The organism is Kosakonia sp. H02 (assembly GCA_030704225.1).
Lineage (GTDB): Bacteria > Pseudomonadota > Gammaproteobacteria > Enterobacterales > Enterobacteriaceae > Kosakonia.
Map to the genome: position 1 here is coordinate 1,696,462 of CP131915.1, position 16,599 is coordinate 1,713,060.

Consider the following 16,599-nt stretch of genomic DNA (forward strand, 5'->3'; position numbering starts at 1 on the left):
GTCTGAGAGTTAGACGATTCCTGGATTCACGTTACGCCACGACGCTTAAGCGAACCTTAAACGGGTAAAAAAGTGCTGTATCTGTTTTTAATTGATAATTCACTACCGCCGCCGGGTGGCTTTGATTACACTCTGCGCGATTTTTCATAGATGAAGAGATTGCATGCAAAACCATACCCTTTCCGGCCAACGTCTGGGACGACGGGCGCTGTTGTTTCCCCTCTGCCTGGTGCTCTACGAATTCTCCACCTATATCGGCAACGATATGATTCAACCCGGCATGTTGACGGTAGTGGAGCAGTACAACGCGGGGATTGAGTGGGTACCAACTTCAATGACCGCTTACCTGGCGGGCGGCATGTTTTTACAGTGGCTACTGGGGCCGCTCTCGGATCGTATTGGCCGCCGCCCGGTGATGCTTACCGGCGTGGTGTGGTTTATCGTCACCTGCCTCGCAACGCTGCTGGCACAAAATATCGAACAATTTACGCTGCTGCGCTTTTTGCAGGGCATCAGCCTCTGTTTTATTGGCGCGGTGGGGTATGCGGCGATTCAGGAGTCTTTTGAAGAAGCGGTATGCATTAAGATAACCGCGCTAATGGCGAACGTGGCGCTGATAGCACCGCTGCTTGGCCCGTTAGTCGGCGCAGCGTGGGTACATGCCGCGCCGTGGCAGGGGATGTTTGTGCTGTTCGCGCTGCTGGCGGCGGTCTCTTTCTTCGGGCTACAGCGTGCAATGCCGGAAACCGCTACCCGGTTGGGTGAGAAGCTCTCATTTAAAGCTTTGTGGCGCGATTACGCCGAAGTGATGAAAAACCTGCGTTTCGTCGCCGGATCGCTGGCGATTGGTTTTGTCTGCCTGCCGCTGCTGGCGTGGATTGCCCAGTCGCCGATTATTATCATCAGCGGCGAGCAGCTCAGCAGCTATGAATATGGGCTGTTGCAGGTACCGATTTTCGGCGCGTTGATCGCCGGTAACCTGGTGCTGGCACGTCTGACCGCGCGCCGCACTGTACGGTCACTTATTATTTTGGGCGGCTGGCCGATTGTGGCGGGTTTGTTGCTGGCAGCCGTCGCTACGCTTGCATCGTCCCATGCGTATTTGTGGATGACGGCCGGGCTGAGCCTTTACGCGTTTGGTATTGGTCTGGCGAATGCCGGGCTGGTGCGCCTGACGCTGTTTGCCAGCGAGGTGAGTAAAGGCACGGTGTCGGCGGCGATGGGCATGTTGCAGATGTTTATCTTTACCGTCGGCATTGAGATCAGCAAACACGCCTGGTTGCTCGGCGGCAACGGCTTATTCAGCGTGTTCAATTTGCTTAACGGCGTAGTGTGGCTGGGGCTGATGGTGGTGTTCCTGCGCGATAAACGCGTGGGAAATTCTCTTGAGGGATAAGGCGGCAGCCGTGCAGGCCGCCGCGCGAATATTAGCTCATCCCGGCCTGGGCTTCTGGAGCCGGTCTGGCGACGGCGCGGGCCACCAGCGCGGCTACCAGCACCAGGCTTAACACCACCAGCATTGCGCTGCGCAGGCCGTAGTGCTCACCGAGGAAACCGAGAAGCGGCGGGCCAACGAGGAATGCCAGATAGCCCGTCGTGGCCACCACGCTGACGCGGGTCGCCGTATCCGGGCCGGTATCGCTGGCGGCGGAAATAGTCAGCGGGAAACCGAGCGAGGCGCCAAGCCCCCACAAAATCACCGACACGCCCGCCACCCAGGCGCTGTCGACAAAGATAATCAGGCCAATGCCCAGCGCGCCCATTAATGCACTGGCGCGCACTACCGCCACGCGGCTGTAACGGTCAATAAACCAGCCGCCACAAAACCGTCCCACCGTCATGCCGAGCGTAAAGCCGGTATAAATCAGCGACCCGGACGTCGGGCTAAAGCCGTGGCCGTCCACCATCAACAGCGGCAGCCAGTCGTTGGCGGAACCTTCGGCAAACGCCATCGCCAGCACCACTACGCCGATCAACAGCAGTTGCGTATCGCGCCAGAACGGCATGCCTTTTTTGCCGTGCGCATTCTCTTCGCCACTGTTTTTGCCGGTGCCCTCCGGGATTGCCGCAATGGCCAGCATAATCGGCACAATCGCCACCAGACCGGCCAGCAAAATATGCACGTTTGCGGCGACGCCGAAGGCGGTTAACGACATGCCGATCCCGGCCCCGACTAACGTGCCAAAACTGTAAAAGCCATGCATCATCGGCAGCACGGTTTTGTTCATCTCCTGCTCGACGATCGCGCCTTCAATATTCATTGCCACTTCGCCCGCGCCCAGGCTGCCGCCAAAGCAGGCCAGCCCAAGGGCAAACAGCAGCGGTGAAGCAAACCACAGCGCGATACTTAACATCACCATTCCGATGACAGAGAAAGACATGCTGGCGCGAATCACTTTGCGCGCGCCAAAGCGTTTAACCAGCCATCCCGAAGAGAGAATGCCGCTCATCGAACCGACCGACAGGCCGAACAGCACCGCACCCATTTCGGCCGTGGAGACAGATAAAATATCGCGGATGGCCGGGGTGCGCGTGGCCCATGACGCCATTAATAAGCCGGGTATAAAGAAGAAGGTAAACAATGCCCATAAACGGTATCGCAGGGCTTTTCGGGGGGCGTTAGCGGTCATAACTTCACATCAACCAATGAAAAGATGAGAAAACAGTAGCAAGTAAGTGTACATTTGTACATAAATCAGTGAGAGGATTTATGGCCCGACGTCCAAACGACCCCCAGCGGCGCGATCGCATTCTTGAAGCAACGCTCGAAATGATTGCTGAACACGGCATTCATGCGGTAACGCACCGCAAAATCGCCAATTGTGCGGATGTGCCGCTCGGCTCGATGACCTATTACTTTTCCGGCATCGACGCGCTGCTTGAAGAGGCGTTTAGCCGCTTTACGCAGCAGATGTCGTTGCAGTATCAGACATTTTTCGATGATGTCGGCAGCCCTGAACAGGCGTGCGAAGCGATCACCGGGCTGATTCACAGTGCACAAGTTACCACCGCGCGCAATATGGAACTGATGTATCAGCTTTATGCCTTTATGAGCCGCCAGGCGACGTTAAAAAGTGTAATGCAAAACTGGATGCAAACCAGCCAGGCGACGCTTGAGCGCTGGTTTGATCCGGTGACGGCGCGCGCATTAGATGCCTTTATCGAAGGGATGACGCTGCACTTTGTGATTGACCGCGAACCGCTAAAGCGTGCAGAGATCCGCTTGATGGTGGGAAGAATTGCAGGGTGTTGATGGCGAGTGTGGCGTTATCAATGTAAAAATAAAGGCATTACAATTTCTTAACGATCAAGCAGGCAAGGAATGGTAGTCAATACAGCGATGTGGTTAGTGTCCTCTGCGGCGTTTTTCGCCTGGATTTTTTGCGTCACCCTGAAAAAGACCTTCCGTACCAACGCGAAATATTTTGGCATGTTGATTGTGGTGCATTTATCGCTGAGCATTACGGCTATCGCGCTGAAAAAGCACGGCATCGTTGTGCTGCATAAAGACTCTGCCCCATGGTTACGTACGTATATCGGATTGTTTCTTAAAAGCTATATGGCGTTAGTGATGATGATGTTAACGAGCTTTTTTATTGCGCTGGTCAGCAAAGGGGCGCCAAAAATGACGCATTTCCATAAAACTTATAATGCCGCCAACCTGCATCGTAACCCACTGAAATTTTACCTGCGTCGGGAGTCTGGCATTGTCTGGGGTTATCGGCTGTTCGTTATGATGGGCGGCGTTTATGTGCTGTGGGCGATATGGTTTAAATTGCCGTTTTGATGGGGATGGACGTACCGCTAGCTTAAGATGATGAGTTGCTGGAAACTCCCCGGATATCAGTTGGCCTGCTGTACCGGCGGTGTAGGCCATTCTCCCTTATACCAGGTTAGCCGCATATACCAACGAAGACACATGTCGAGGATGCGGCAAAAGTTCACAATGTAACCATAATATGATTAAGTTAGTTGCAGCGTTATATCAGGTATGAAACCGGAATGGATAAGAAAAAATGGATATATATCTGAACCAGAACAGGTCTACTAATTACTATTCTGCCATGGCGCAGATAGAAGCAAACTCTCTGTGGAACGTAGCAACGCAGGTTGCCAGCGCACACTTTAAAGATGGGCTGACCCGTATCAGGTTCCTTGATGAAATCAAAGAATTCATGAGTGCGCAGCTTAACGGTATCCGTCAGGCTAAGAATGATGACCTGTGCAAAGTGTGCATAACTAATTTAAAAGCCGAACGCGATAACCTTAAGATTCAGGACAGAATGTTGCGCACCGGTGAGGCTTATCTGGCTGCCGCCGTAAAACTTTATGAAGAAAATGGGAAAATTGTTGGTTATGTGATTGGCGCAGTAGGGGGGGCGTTGGCGCACTGCAGATTGTAGGTGGTGCATCCATGGCAATTGGATCCGCTACTACAGGGAATGTCCTGGGAGTCATTGCTGGAGCAACGCTGATCTTTCATGGAACCAGTAATCTGCTGGAAAATGTGGATAAGCTAAGTGGAGCGGCGAATCCGATAAATATTGCTCAGGATGCGTATATGGGGGCGGCAGAGTTTCTGGGATTTGAGCGTAAAACAGGCATGTTGGCATATCAGGGTATGAATCTGGTCACATCTGTATATGGCATATTCCGTCCGATGCTTAAACCTGAAAGCTGGCGGCTGTATGATTGGTTATCCAATGACTTTTATCGCAAAGTGTCAACTATGACTCGTCCGGCGCTGGCAATTGAAGTGGGCAAATCCGGCCAAAAACTTTATACAATGGGCAAAACATATAATACCAATGAGAAACAATTTGCTCGGTAGGCGAAAAGGAGGGTTATCCCTCCTTGCGTAAATATTTCACAGCCTTCCATGAAACAGACAGAGGTGCCATTCCCAATATAAAAAGACTTAAAACGATAATTATGGCGAAATAAATCAATCCATTACCGTAATCTCTTGTAACAGTGGCATAGGTGGTAAAAAGCAGTAAACCAATGACAATGAGCCAGGACGTATAGAAACGTCTTTTTAGCTCAACTAAAAGCGAATGCAGAGTGCGATCTTTACGCTGTGGTTCCTCAAGTATTGCACGTAAATTAGCGATATTTTTATCAGTAAACCCGTATGACCGAAGTTTCGTTTCCTGTTGTGCGTCTATCACCCTTCACTCCTGAACTTTGAATACTCCTGTCTGAATTATAGAAAACAATAACAGCTATAGAAGACCAAGAACAGATTCACCAATCACTGAAACCACCAGTCTCTCCATTGTGCCAGTGGGCAGACAAAGCCCGCCACGTGCGCCGCGCGCATAACAGCCAGAACATAAGCATACCCTCTCAATCCAGAGAGATTGCTTTATGGCTCGGGATTAACATCACGCGCCACGCTTGAAGCGCTGCCACCACGTATCTTGAACGGCTTCTCTAAATGGCTATTTATTAGAGCCATAAATTTCAGGCAACAAAAAACCCATCAACCTTGAACCTAATCGGCGGGGTTGATGGGCTCCACAAAATGGGGACATCAAAGAAAAGCAGTGGCACTAGTTATGACTGACACCCCAGAAAAAAGTTCTGCGCATAACCGAAATATTTTTCAGCTTCAGACTTATCCGAGACCAGGCCAGATAATAATGATCAATGTCCCTGCTAACGTCAGCAGCACGTTGGCAATCGCATAGGTTCCGGCATAGCCCAGCGCCGGAATATTGCTGCGCGCGGTATCGCTGATAATCTCCATTGCCGGAGCGCAGGTGCGGGCACCCATCATCGCGCCGAACAGCAGGGCGCGGTTCATCTTTAACACATATGCCCCAAACAGGAAGCAGATCAGCACCGGCACAAGGCTGACAATAAGACCGGCGATCAGCATCTGTCCGCCCACTGCGCCAAGCCCGTTGCCAATCCCGCTCCCGGCGCTTAAGCCGACACCGGCCATAAACACCATCAGACCGAACTCTTTCACCATCATCAGCGCGCCCTGGGGGATATAGCCGAAGGTTGGATGGTTGGCGCGCAGGAAGCCGAGCATAATCCCGGCGAACAGCAGACCGGCGGCGTTACCGATGCCAAAGCTGAACGTGCTGAACTGGAAAGTGATCATGCCGATCATCAGGCCGACAATAAAGAAGGCGCAGAAAGCGAGGAGATCGGTCACCTGGCTGTGAATCGAGATAAAGCCGATACGGTCGGCGATGGTTTTCACCCGGCGTGCATCACCGCTGACCTGCAACACATCGCCTTTGTTCAGCACGATATTGTCATCAATCGGCATTTCAATCTGGCTGCGGATCACGCGGTTAAGGAAGCAACCATGATCGGTCAGCTTTAACTGCGCCAGACGGCGACCAACGACGTTATGGTTCTTTACCACCACTTCTTCGGTAACGATGCGCATATCCAGCAGATCGCGGTCGAACACCTCTTTGCCGTTACGGAAACTGGGATCGAGACGTGCGTGCGCATCCGGGTAGCCGACCAGTGAAATTTCATCGCCCATTTGCAGCACAGCATCTCCGTCCGGGTTGGCGAGAATACCGTTGCGGCGAATACGTTCGATATAACAACCGGTCTGGCGATAAATGCCCAGTTCGCGCAGGTTCTTGCCGTCCGCCCACGCCACCAGTTCCGGCCCGACGCGATAGGCGCGGATCACCGGCAAATAAACTTTACGATGGGCATCCGTATCCAGACCGCGCTCGCGGGCGATCTGCTGGGCGCTGGTCTGCAAATCCTGATGTTGCAGCTTGGGTAAATAGCGCGCGCCGAAAATCAGGCTAACCAGACCAATCAGATAAGTTAACGCATAGCCGAGGCTGAGATTATCCAGCGCGCTTGAAAGCTGGCTGCTCTCCATGCCGGTATGGCGTAGCGTATCGCCCGCGCCCACCAGCACCGGGGTTGAGGTCATCGACCCTGCCAGCATCCCGGCCGTCAGGCCGATATCCCAGCCAAACAATTTGCCAAGCCCTAAAGCAATCAACAGCGCGCTACCGACTAATACCAACGCCAGCATCAGATAATTCTTGCCGTCGCGAAAAAAAATAGAGAAAAAATTCGGCCCAGCCTCAACACCAACGCAGAAAATAAACAGCATAAAGCCGAGGTTTAACGCATCTGTGTTTATGCTGAAATGTTGCTGACCTAATAATAAAGAAACGACCAAAACGCCAATGGAATTACCAAGTTGTACTGAACCCAAACGTAATTTACCGAGACAAAGCCCGAGTGTCAGAACGACAAACAATAACAGTATGTAATTCCCATTTAACAAATCTGCGACGTTTATATTCACGGAGGCTAACTTCTTGTTTACTTGTAAGCTGTTGATAGAAATGGTGATTTAAGCTAGTGTTTTGTCTATGCGCTGGCGTATGAAAAAAAGCAGTGCAACACCAGACACTCCTCACAAAACAAAAACAAGCTGTTAGTTTAATCGCAATAGATAACAACGGCTAGTGAGAATCGCGTATTCGCGTGGGTGCTTTTTCTGGCAAGGATTGCCGCAACGTTTTATCTGTCCGACATTCTTTTGAACGGTATAAACAGCGAAAAGAGAAAAAGTCAGGAGGATTGTTTGAAGAATAGGCGAAGTTGGGTCGGCGTTATTTGTTGCTCTTTACTTTTTATCGCTGTGTGCCTCTCTCTGGTCATCAATATGAAGGGCGTATTGCCTGCGCCTGGCGATCCGGCGGTCGGTTTACTGTTTTTCATGGTGCCCGGTATTGTCGCAGGCTTAGTTGCCCGCCGCCGCCGGGCCATTGTACCGTTGGTTGGAGCCGTCCTGGCCGCACCAGTCTGCTACCTGTTAATTCACTTACTTTTAACGCCAGTGCGATCATTCTGGCAGGAAGTGGCCTGGCTGTTTAGCGCCGTTTTCTGGTGCGGAATGGGCGGTCTGGGCTGCTATTTTGTGCACAAACTCTTTAAGCCACGTAAGCGGCTCTGAAATACGTTGTGCAAATTCCGCCTACTGCGCTCGCCGTCGCGTAGCCTATACTGGAGGTCTTGTTTATCCGGGGGATTATTCAACATGACACCCACTATTGAATTGCTGTGCGCCCATCGTTCCATTCGCCATTTTACCGACAAGCCTGTTACCGGGGCGCAGCGCGACGCCATTATCGCCAGCGCTCAGGCAACATCGAGCTCCAGCTTTTTGCAGTGCAGTTCCATTATCCGCATCACCGATCGCGCAATACGCGAGCAACTGGTGACGCTGACCGGCGGGCAAAAGCACGTGGCACAGGCGGCAGAATTTTGGGTATTCTGCGCCGACTTTCATCGTAACTTTGAAATTTGCCCGGAGGCGCAGCCAGGCCTTGCTGAGCAACTGCTGCTCGGCGTGGTCGATACCGCGTTGATGGCGCAGAACGCTTTTACGGCGGCGGAATCGCTCGGGCTGGGTGGCGTTTACATCGGCGGTATTCGTAACAACATTGAAGCGGTGGGGGAACTGCTTAACGTGCCGAAACACGTGTTGCCGCTATTTGGTCTGTGCCTTGGCTGGCCTGCGGATATACCGGATCAGAAACCACGCATGCCGGCGAAACTGATGGTGCATGAAAATCACTATCAACCCCTGGATCGCGATCTACTGGCGCAGTACGACGATGAGTTAGCCCACTATTATCTGACGCGTGACAGCAATACCCGCCGCGATACGTGGAGCGATCATATTCGTCGCACCATTATTAAAGAGAATCGTCCGTTTATTCTCGATTACTTGCATAAACAGGGCTGGGCGACGCGCTAATTCCCGTTCATCCTGCCCAACGCTGCGTGTATCATACGCAGGCTTCGACTGGTCTTCTGCGAGAGGTGCAGGGTGAAAATAGCCATATTATCCCGGGATGGAACGCTCTATTCCTGTAAACGCCTGCGCGAAGCTGCGATGCAGCGCGGGCACCAAATCGAAATCCTCGATCCTCTCTCCTGTTACATGAATATCAGCCCGGCGGCGTCGTCGATTCATTACAAAGGCCGCCAGCTTCCCCATTTTGACGCGGTGATCCCGCGTATCGGTTCGGCTATCACTTTTTATGGCACCGCTGCGCTGCGCCAGTTTGAAATTCTCGGCAGTTATCCGCTCAATGAATCGGTCGCCATTACCCGCGCCAGAGACAAGCTGCGTTCGTTGCAGTTGCTGGCACGCCAGGGGATCGACCTGCCCATTACCGGCATTGCCCACTCGCCCGATGACACCAGCGATCTGATCGACATGGTGGGCGGCGCGCCGCTGGTGGTGAAACTGGTCGAAGGCACGCAGGGCATCGGCGTGGTATTGGCAGAAACCCGCCAGGCGGCAGAGAGCGTGATCGACGCTTTTCGCGGCCTCAATGCGCACATTCTGGTGCAGGAATTTATCGCCGAAGCGAAAGGGTGCGATATTCGCTGCCTGGTGGTGGGCAACGAGGTGGTTGCGGCCATTGAGCGGCGGGCGAAAGCGGGAGATTTTCGCTCCAACCTGCACCGGGGCGGGCAGGCAACCCTTGCCACCATTACCCCGCGCGAGCGCGAAATGGCGCTGGCCGCCGCACAAACGCTGGGGCTGGACGTGGCAGGCGTCGATATTTTGCGTGCCAAACGCGGGCCGCTGGTGATGGAAGTTAATGCCTCGCCAGGTCTTGAAGGAATAGAAAAAGCCACCGGGCTGGATATTGCCGGGCGCATGATCCAGTGGATCGAACGCCACGCGACGCCAGGTTTTTGCCTGAAAACCGGCGGCTAAGTCTATTTTCCTGCGTTACGCATGGTACGCCCCTGGCTTTTTGCGTAAGCTAGGGGCAATTTTTCCCTAAGAGAGTTGTTTTATGGATTCGCTGGTCGTTCCTGGTCTGGATACGCTTCGTCACTGGCTCGATGAACTGGGCATCAATTTTTTTGAATGCGATAACTGCCAGGCGCTGCATCTGCCGCATATGCAAAATTTTGATGGCGTGTTCGATGCAAAAATCGACCTGGTTAATGATATTTTGCTCTTTACCGCCATGGCGGAAGTTAAACCTTCTGCGCTGCTGGCGCTGGCAGGCGATCTTTCCGCCATCAATGCCAGCTCATTAACCGTAAAAGCGTTTCTCGATATTCAGGATGATAATCTGCCGAAGCTGGTGGTTTGCCAGTCCTTAAGCGTTGCGGCAGGCGTTGCTTTCGAGCAATTTGCCTGGTTTATGCGCCAGAGCGAAGAGCAGATTTCGATGGTCATTATGGAGGCCAGCGCACATCAGTTGCTGTTCACTGCCGGGGAAGAAGATATGATGCCTGGCGAAGAGTCGCACAATTTTCTTCACTGATTCCCACTGCCATTAGCGCAGTCGCTACCATAGCGGCTGCATAACAAATGTTTTTATACTGCTATTAACCTTTCTTTAAAGAATTATTCACCGTCATTTCGTGCGATACGGCTTTTCCCATCGACACTTTCTGCATAAAAATTGATAAAAGGCGTTTTTTAATCTGCCCTATAGCCTGAAACCCTGGCTACAGTTATTCTTGCCGTGCTTAAAACAGCATGCGGCGTCTGCCCAAAGAGCTTTCTCCTCAAGTGCTGTGCAGAGTGACAAAATATGCATGATTCTTGCATATCCTATGATGCGTACACTTAGTTCGTATGTTAACGAGCTTTCCAGAAGGAATGAGAAATGACTGCCTTGAACAAAAAATGGGTATCGGGTCTTGTTGCGGGTGCGTTAATGGCTGTCTCTGCCAGCACGCTCGCCGCCGAACAAAAGACGCTGCATGTTTACAACTGGTCTGATTATATTGCGCCGGACACCGTTGCAAATTTTGAAAAGGAAACCGGCATCAAAGTCGTTTACGACGTGTTTGACTCCAACGAAGTGCTGGAAGGTAAATTGATGGCGGGCAGCACCGGTTTCGATCTGGTCGTGCCGTCAGCCAGTTTCCTTGAGCGCCAGCTCGCGGCAGGGGTGTTCCAGCCGCTGGATAAGAGCAAGCTGCCGAACTGGAAAAACCTCGATCCGGAAGTGCTGAAAATGGTCGCTAAGCACGACCCGGATAACAAATACGCCTTCCCGTACCTGTGGGCTACCACCGGCATTGGCTACAACGTCGATAAAGTGAAAGCGGCGCTCGGCAAAGATGTGCCGCTGGACAGTTGGGATCTGGTGCTGAAACCCGAAAACCTGGCAAAACTGAAAAGCTGTGGCGTTTCCTTCCTCGATGCGCCAGAAGAGATCTTCGCCACCGTGCTGAACTACCTTGGCAAAGATCCCAACAGCAACAAAGCGGATGATTACACCGGCCCGGCAACAGAACTATTGCTGAAGCTACGTCCGAATATCCGTTATTTCCACTCTTCTCAGTACATCAACGATCTGGCAAACGGCGATATTTGCGTCGCGATTGGCTGGGCAGGTGATGTCTGGCAGGCGGCAAACCGCGCGAAAGAAGCGAAGAATGGGGTGAATATCTCTTACACCATTCCGAAAGAGGGCGCGCTGGCGTTCTTTGATGTCTTTGCGATGCCTGCCGATGCAAAAAACAAAGACGAAGCTTATCAATTCCTTAATTATATGATGCGCCCGGATGTTATTGCCCACATCAGCGACTATGTGTACTACGCTAACGGTAACAAAGCGTCGCAACCGCTGGTCAGCGCTGAAGTGCGCGAAAACCCGGGTATCTACCCGCCAGCCGATGTCTTTGCCAAGCTGTTTACGCTTAAAGTTCAGGATCCGAAGATCGATCGCGTCAGAACCCGCGCATGGACAAAAGTTAAAAGTGGCAAATAAATCAAACATCTGAACGGTAAATGTGCTGCACCGAAACGGTGCGGTCGCCCCAACATGGACAGAGGTACTGCGCCTCTGTCCTGTCATTTGTACGACAACCTGTTGAAACAGGGTGATGTTTATGCCGGAGAGCACTGGAGTGAATGACGCTATTCCCCGCCCGCAGGCGAAGAGCCGCAAGGATCTGACGCCGTTGCTGGAAATCCGTAACCTGACCAAATCTTTTGACGGCCAGCATGCCGTTGATGATGTCAGCCTGACTATTTACAAAGGCGAAATTTTTGCCCTGCTCGGCGCGTCCGGCTGCGGCAAATCCACGCTCCTGCGCATGCTGGCAGGTTTCGAGCTGCCCACTCAGGGGCAAATTATGCTCGATGGCGTCGATCTGGCGCACGTGCCGCCCTATCTGCGTCCCATCAATATGATGTTCCAGTCTTACGCGCTCTTCCCACATATGACGGTGGAGCAGAACATCGCGTTTGGCCTGAAACAGGACAAGCTGCCAAAAGCGGAAATTACCAGCCGCGTTGCCGAAATGCTGAGTCTTGTGCACATGAGCGAGTTCGCCAAACGTAAGCCGCATCAGCTTTCCGGTGGTCAGCGTCAGCGCGTGGCGCTGGCACGCAGCCTGGCGAAGCGCCCGAAACTGCTACTGCTTGATGAGCCGATGGGCGCGCTGGATAAAAAACTGCGCGACCGCATGCAATTAGAAGTGGTCGATATTCTTGAGCGCGTCGGCGTCACCTGCGTGATGGTGACCCACGATCAGGAAGAGGCGATGACCATGGCCGGACGTATCGCGATCATGAATCGCGGCAAGTTCGTGCAGATTGGCGAGCCGGAAGAGATTTACGAGCACCCGACCACTCGATACAGCGCCGAATTTATCGGTTCCGTGAATGTCTTCGAAGGGCTGCTGAAAGAGCGCCAGGACGATGGTCTGGTGATTGACTCGCCGGGGCTGGTTCACCCGCTGAAAGTTGACCCGGATGCCTCGGTGGTGGATAACGTGCCGGTGTACGTTGCGCTGCGCCCGGAGAAAATCATGCTTTGCGACGAGCCGCCTGTTGATGGCTACAACTTTGCCGTCGGCGAAGTGGTGCATATTGCCTATCTCGGCGATCTGTCGATTTATCACGTGCGTTTGCAAAGCGGGCAGATGATCAGCGCCCAGTTGCAGAACGCGCATCGCTACCGTAAAGGCGCGCCAACCTGGGGCGATGAAGTTCGTCTCTGTTGGGACGGCGATAGTTGTGTGGTTCTGACGGTTTAAGGAGCGGTGATGAGTACACTGGAGCCCCCGGCCCGCGTTGAAAAACCGGGCGGTTTGACATTATGGCTGGCGCGCCTTCAGATGCGCCACGGGCGCAAACTGGTTATTGCGCTGCCCTACATTTGGCTGATCCTGCTGTTCCTGCTGCCGTTTTTGATCGTCTTCAAAATCAGCCTCGCTGAGATGGCGCGCCAGATCCCACCCTATACCGATCTGATTGAGTGGGCCGACAGCCAGCTCACCGTCACGTTAAACCTCGGTAATTTCCTGCAACTGACGGACGATCCGCTCTATTTTGAAGCTTATCTCCAGTCCTTGCAGGTGGCGGGTATTTCGACCCTTTGCTGCCTGCTGCTCGGCTATCCGCTGGCCTGGGCGGTGGCTCACAGCAAATCATCAACGCGTAATATCCTGCTGCTGCTGGTGATTTTGCCGTCGTGGACCTCGTTTCTGATCCGCGTTTATGCATGGATGGGGATTTTAAAAAACAACGGCGTGCTGAATAACGTCCTGCTGTGGTTGGGGGTTATCGATCAGCCGTTGACCATTTTGCATACCAATCTTGCAGTCTATATCGGCATTGTTTATGCCTATCTGCCATTTATGGTGCTGCCGATTTACACCGCGCTGACGCGCATTGATTATTCGCTGGTTGAAGCCTCGCTGGATCTTGGCGCACGTCCGCTGAAAACCTTCTTCAGCGTGATTGTGCCGCTGACCAAAGGTGGGATTATCGCCGGTTCGATGCTGGTGTTTATCCCGGCGGTGGGCGAGTTTGTTATCCCGGAACTGCTCGGCGGACCAGATAGCATCATGATTGGCCGCGTGCTGTGGCAGGAGTTCTTTAATAACCGCGACTGGCCGGTCGCCTCGGCGGTTGCCGTTATCATGCTGCTGTTGCTGATTGTGCCGATCATGTGGTTCCACAAACATCAGCAGAAACAGACGGGGGAGAAGACATGAACAATTTACCGGTTGTGCGTTCTCCCTGGCGCATTCTGATCCTCGTGATTGGCTTTACATTCCTCTACGCGCCGATGCTGATGCTGGTGATTTACTCCTTCAACAGTTCAAAGCTGGTGACGGTGTGGGCGGGCTGGTCGACGCGCTGGTACAGCGAGCTGTTTCACGATGATGCGATGATGAGCGCGGTGGGCTTAAGCCTGACGATTGCCGCCTGCGCGGCGACGATGGCGGTCATCCTTGGCACCATTGCGGCGGTGGTGATGGTGCGTTTTGGCCGCTTTCGTGGCTCCAACGGCTTTGCATTTATGATAACCGCGCCGCTGGTGATGCCGGATGTGATCACCGGTTTGTCCCTGCTGTTGCTGTTTGTGGCTCTTGCGCACGCCATTGGCTGGCCTGCGGATCGCGGCATGTTGACCATCTGGCTGGCGCACGTCACCTTCTGTACCGCCTATGTGGCGGTGGTGATTTCGTCACGCCTGCGCGAGCTTGACCGCTCGATCGAAGAAGCGGCGATGGATTTAGGCGCAACGCCGCTGAAAGTCTTTTTCGTTATCACGCTGCCGATGATCATGCCAGCCATTGTTTCCGGCTGGCTGCTGGCATTTACCCTCTCGCTGGATGATCTGGTGATCGCCAGTTTTGTCTCCGGGCCGGGTGCGACCACGCTGCCGATGCTGGTTTTCTCCAGCGTGCGCATGGGGGTGAACCCGGAAATCAACGCCCTGGCAACGCTTATCCTCGGCGTGGTCGGAATTGTTGGTTTTATCGCCTGGTATATGATGGCGCGCGCGGAAAAACAGCGTATCCGCGATATCCAGCGTGCAAGACAAGGCTGAACTCATTAGAATCGGGAAATTGTGTCACTGATGCCGCGCTTGTCGCGGCATTTTTCACAGGGAAATCATCGGATTGGGGTTCTTCAAGAAAAGCGTTCATCACGCGACGTTGAACGTACCGGCGCTGGTGCAGGTGGCGGCTATCGCCATCATTTCCATTCGCTGTGTTGATGTATTGATGATTTTTAACTTACTGGGTTGGCGCGGCCTGCTGGATTTTGTCCATCGCAGTGCGCAGACCTGGAGCCTGACGCTGATTTTTCTTGGCAGCCTGCTGCTGGTGTTTATCGAAATTCTCTGCGCCTTTTCGGTCATCAAAGGCCGCAGTTGGGCGCGCTGGCTTTACCTGCTTACGCAACTTGTCGCCACCGGTTATTTATGGGCCGCCTCGCTGGGCTACGGCTATCCGGAACTGTTCAGCATTGCCGGCGGCTCGCGCCGGGAAATTTTCCGTTCGCTGATGATGCAAAAATTGCCGGATTTACTGGTGCTATTTCTGCTGTTTGTCCCCGCGCCGAGCCGACGCTTTTTCCGCCTGCAATAACGGTGGTACAATCCCGACCCCCGCAAATCGAAAGGCTTTATTATGCAGTGCGCTCTCTTTGATGCCGGTCGCTGTCGTTCCTGTCAATGGATCGAACAACCGGTATCCACACAACTTTCCGCCAAAATGGACGATCTTCATGGCTTGCTGGCGGCATTACCGGTTGAAGCGTGGTGCGCACCCGTCAGCGGCCCGGAGCAGGGGTTTCGCAATAAAGCCAAAATGGTGGTCAGCGGCAGCGTCGAAAAACCGCTGCTGGGGATGCTGCATCGCGACGGGACGCCAGAAGATCTCACCAGTTGCCCCCTTTACCCCGACGCGTTTGCCCCGGTTTTCGCCGCGCTAAAACCCTTTATCGCCCGCGCGGGCTTAACGCCGTATAACGTGGCGCGCAAACGCGGCGAACTGAAATACCTGCTGTTAACCGAAAGTCAGCAAGATGGCGGCATGATGCTGCGTTTTGTGCTGCGTTCAGAGACGAAGCTGGAACAGTTACGTGCGGCCCTGCCGTGGTTGCAGGCACAGCTACCGCAACTGAAGGTTATTTCGGTAAATATTCAGCCAGTGCATATGGCCATTATGGAAGGGGAGACGGAGATCTTTCTGACTGAACAACAAGCGCTGGCGGAACGTTTCAACGGCGTGCCGCTGTGGATCCGCCCGCAAAGCTTCTTCCAGACTAACCCGGCTGTTGCCAGCCAGCTTTATGCCACCGCGCGCGACTGGGTGCGGGCGCTGCCGGTAAACCATATGTGGGATCTCTTTTGCGGCGTCGGCGGTTTTGGCCTGCACTGCGCAACGCCCGAAATGCGGCTCACCGGCATTGAAATCGCGCCGGAAGCCATTGCCTGCGCAACGCAATCGGCGCAGGCGCTGGGCCTGAATAATCTGCATTTCCAGGCGCTGGATTCCACCCGTTTTGCCACGGCGCAAGGCGATGTGCCGGATCTGGTGTTGGTGAACCCGCCCCGGCGCGGTATCGGGCGCGAGCTGTGTGAATACCTGAGCCGCATGGCGCCGCCCTTTATCATCTACTCAAGTTGTAATGCCGCAACGATGGCGAACGATCTCGCGTTGTTGCCGGGGTATCGCATTGCTCGGGTGCAACTCTTTGATATGTTTCCCCATACTGCGCATTATGAAGTGCTGACGCTGCTTATCAGGCGTTAAATCTCCCGCTTAAACGCCTTTTTGCGCGACTATATTCTCGTT

At 53.5% G+C, this 16,599-nt stretch carries 18 protein-coding genes; 15 read left to right on the forward strand and 3 right to left on the reverse strand.

Annotated elements, in window-relative coordinates; all coding sequences use genetic code 11:
* Positions 1-163 precede the first annotated feature (163 nt).
* Positions 164-1,396, forward strand: a complete 1,233-nt coding sequence (locus tag Q5705_08080) for an MFS transporter (protein ID WLI78483.1) — start codon at positions 164-166, stop codon at positions 1,394-1,396.
* A 31-nt stretch (positions 1,397-1,427) separates the two neighbouring features.
* Here Q5705_08080 and Q5705_08085 read toward each other — a convergent pair whose 3' ends face one another.
* On the reverse strand, positions 1,428-2,630 hold the full coding sequence (locus Q5705_08085; GenBank protein ID WLI78484.1) for an MFS transporter: 1,203 nt from the start codon (positions 2,628-2,630) through the stop codon (positions 1,428-1,430).
* Between the two features lie 80 nt (positions 2,631-2,710).
* On the opposite strand from Q5705_08085, the gene Q5705_08090 reads away from it, so the two are divergent.
* From Q5705_08090 to Q5705_08105, 4 genes are all read left to right on the forward strand, one after another.
* Positions 2,711-3,253, forward strand: coding sequence for a TetR family transcriptional regulator (locus Q5705_08090; GenBank protein WLI78485.1), 543 nt, complete (start codon positions 2,711-2,713; stop codon positions 3,251-3,253).
* Positions 3,254-3,322: 69 nt separating this feature from the next.
* Positions 3,323-3,787, forward strand: a complete 465-nt coding sequence (locus Q5705_08095; protein ID WLI78486.1) for a hypothetical protein — start codon at positions 3,323-3,325, stop codon at positions 3,785-3,787.
* A gap of 229 nt (positions 3,788-4,016) precedes the next feature.
* A complete protein-coding gene (locus tag Q5705_08100; protein ID WLI78487.1) occupies positions 4,017-4,403 on the forward strand; it encodes a hypothetical protein in 387 nt (128 codons plus the stop codon).
* Between the two features lie 11 nt (positions 4,404-4,414).
* Positions 4,415-4,831, forward strand: a complete 417-nt coding sequence (locus tag Q5705_08105) for a DUF4225 domain-containing protein (GenBank protein ID WLI78488.1) — start codon at positions 4,415-4,417, stop codon at positions 4,829-4,831.
* Positions 4,832-4,844: 13 nt separating this feature from the next.
* Here the strand turns inward: Q5705_08105 and Q5705_08110 are convergent, their stop codons facing one another.
* Together Q5705_08110 and Q5705_08115 are read right to left on the reverse strand one after the other, a co-directional pair.
* Positions 4,845-5,171: a hypothetical protein gene (locus Q5705_08110; GenBank protein WLI78489.1), complete on the reverse strand. Its 327-nt coding sequence runs from the start codon at positions 5,169-5,171 to the stop codon at positions 4,845-4,847.
* A 449-nt stretch (positions 5,172-5,620) separates the two neighbouring features.
* The gene (locus Q5705_08115) at positions 5,621-7,306 is read right to left on the reverse strand and encodes an aspartate:alanine antiporter (GenBank protein ID WLI78490.1); all 1,686 of its coding nucleotides are present in this window, start codon (positions 7,304-7,306) and stop codon (positions 5,621-5,623) included.
* A gap of 282 nt (positions 7,307-7,588) precedes the next feature.
* Here Q5705_08115 and Q5705_08120 point away from each other — a divergent pair, with 282 nt between their 5' ends.
* The 10 genes from Q5705_08120 to rlmC all read left to right on the forward strand — a co-directional run bounded on the left by Q5705_08120 (position 7,589) and on the right by rlmC (position 16,557).
* Positions 7,589-7,960, forward strand: coding sequence for an inner membrane protein YbjM (locus Q5705_08120; GenBank protein ID WLI78491.1), 372 nt, complete (start codon positions 7,589-7,591; stop codon positions 7,958-7,960).
* A gap of 84 nt (positions 7,961-8,044) precedes the next feature.
* On the forward strand, positions 8,045-8,767 hold the full coding sequence (gene nfsA / locus Q5705_08125; GenBank protein ID WLI78492.1) for an oxygen-insensitive NADPH nitroreductase: 723 nt from the start codon (positions 8,045-8,047) through the stop codon (positions 8,765-8,767).
* A gap of 72 nt (positions 8,768-8,839) precedes the next feature.
* Positions 8,840-9,742, forward strand: a complete 903-nt coding sequence (gene rimK / locus Q5705_08130; GenBank protein ID WLI78493.1) for a 30S ribosomal protein S6--L-glutamate ligase — start codon at positions 8,840-8,842, stop codon at positions 9,740-9,742.
* A gap of 82 nt (positions 9,743-9,824) precedes the next feature.
* Complete coding sequence (locus tag Q5705_08135; protein WLI78494.1) at positions 9,825-10,304, forward strand: YbjN domain-containing protein; 480 nt, start codon at positions 9,825-9,827, stop codon at positions 10,302-10,304.
* Positions 10,305-10,652: 348 nt separating this feature from the next.
* Complete coding sequence (gene potF / locus Q5705_08140) at positions 10,653-11,765, forward strand: spermidine/putrescine ABC transporter substrate-binding protein PotF (GenBank protein ID WLI78495.1); 1,113 nt, start codon at positions 10,653-10,655, stop codon at positions 11,763-11,765.
* Between the two features lie 139 nt (positions 11,766-11,904).
* Entirely contained in the window at positions 11,905-13,038 is a 1,134-nt protein-coding gene (potG, locus tag Q5705_08145; GenBank protein WLI78993.1) for a putrescine ABC transporter ATP-binding subunit PotG, read from the forward strand.
* A gap of 9 nt (positions 13,039-13,047) precedes the next feature.
* Complete coding sequence (gene potH, locus Q5705_08150) at positions 13,048-14,001, forward strand: putrescine ABC transporter permease PotH (protein WLI78496.1); 954 nt, start codon at positions 13,048-13,050, stop codon at positions 13,999-14,001.
* A complete protein-coding gene (potI, locus tag Q5705_08155; protein WLI78497.1) occupies positions 13,998-14,843 on the forward strand; it encodes a putrescine ABC transporter permease PotI in 846 nt (281 codons plus the stop codon). The genes potH and potI overlap by 4 nt, the downstream gene beginning before the upstream one ends.
* Before the next feature lie 73 nt (positions 14,844-14,916).
* Positions 14,917-15,387, forward strand: a complete 471-nt coding sequence (locus Q5705_08160; protein WLI78498.1) for a DUF2593 family protein — start codon at positions 14,917-14,919, stop codon at positions 15,385-15,387.
* 42 nt (positions 15,388-15,429) lie between these two features.
* Positions 15,430-16,557, forward strand: a complete 1,128-nt coding sequence (gene rlmC / locus Q5705_08165; protein WLI78499.1) for a 23S rRNA (uracil(747)-C(5))-methyltransferase RlmC — start codon at positions 15,430-15,432, stop codon at positions 16,555-16,557.
* Positions 16,558-16,599 lie beyond the last annotated feature (42 nt).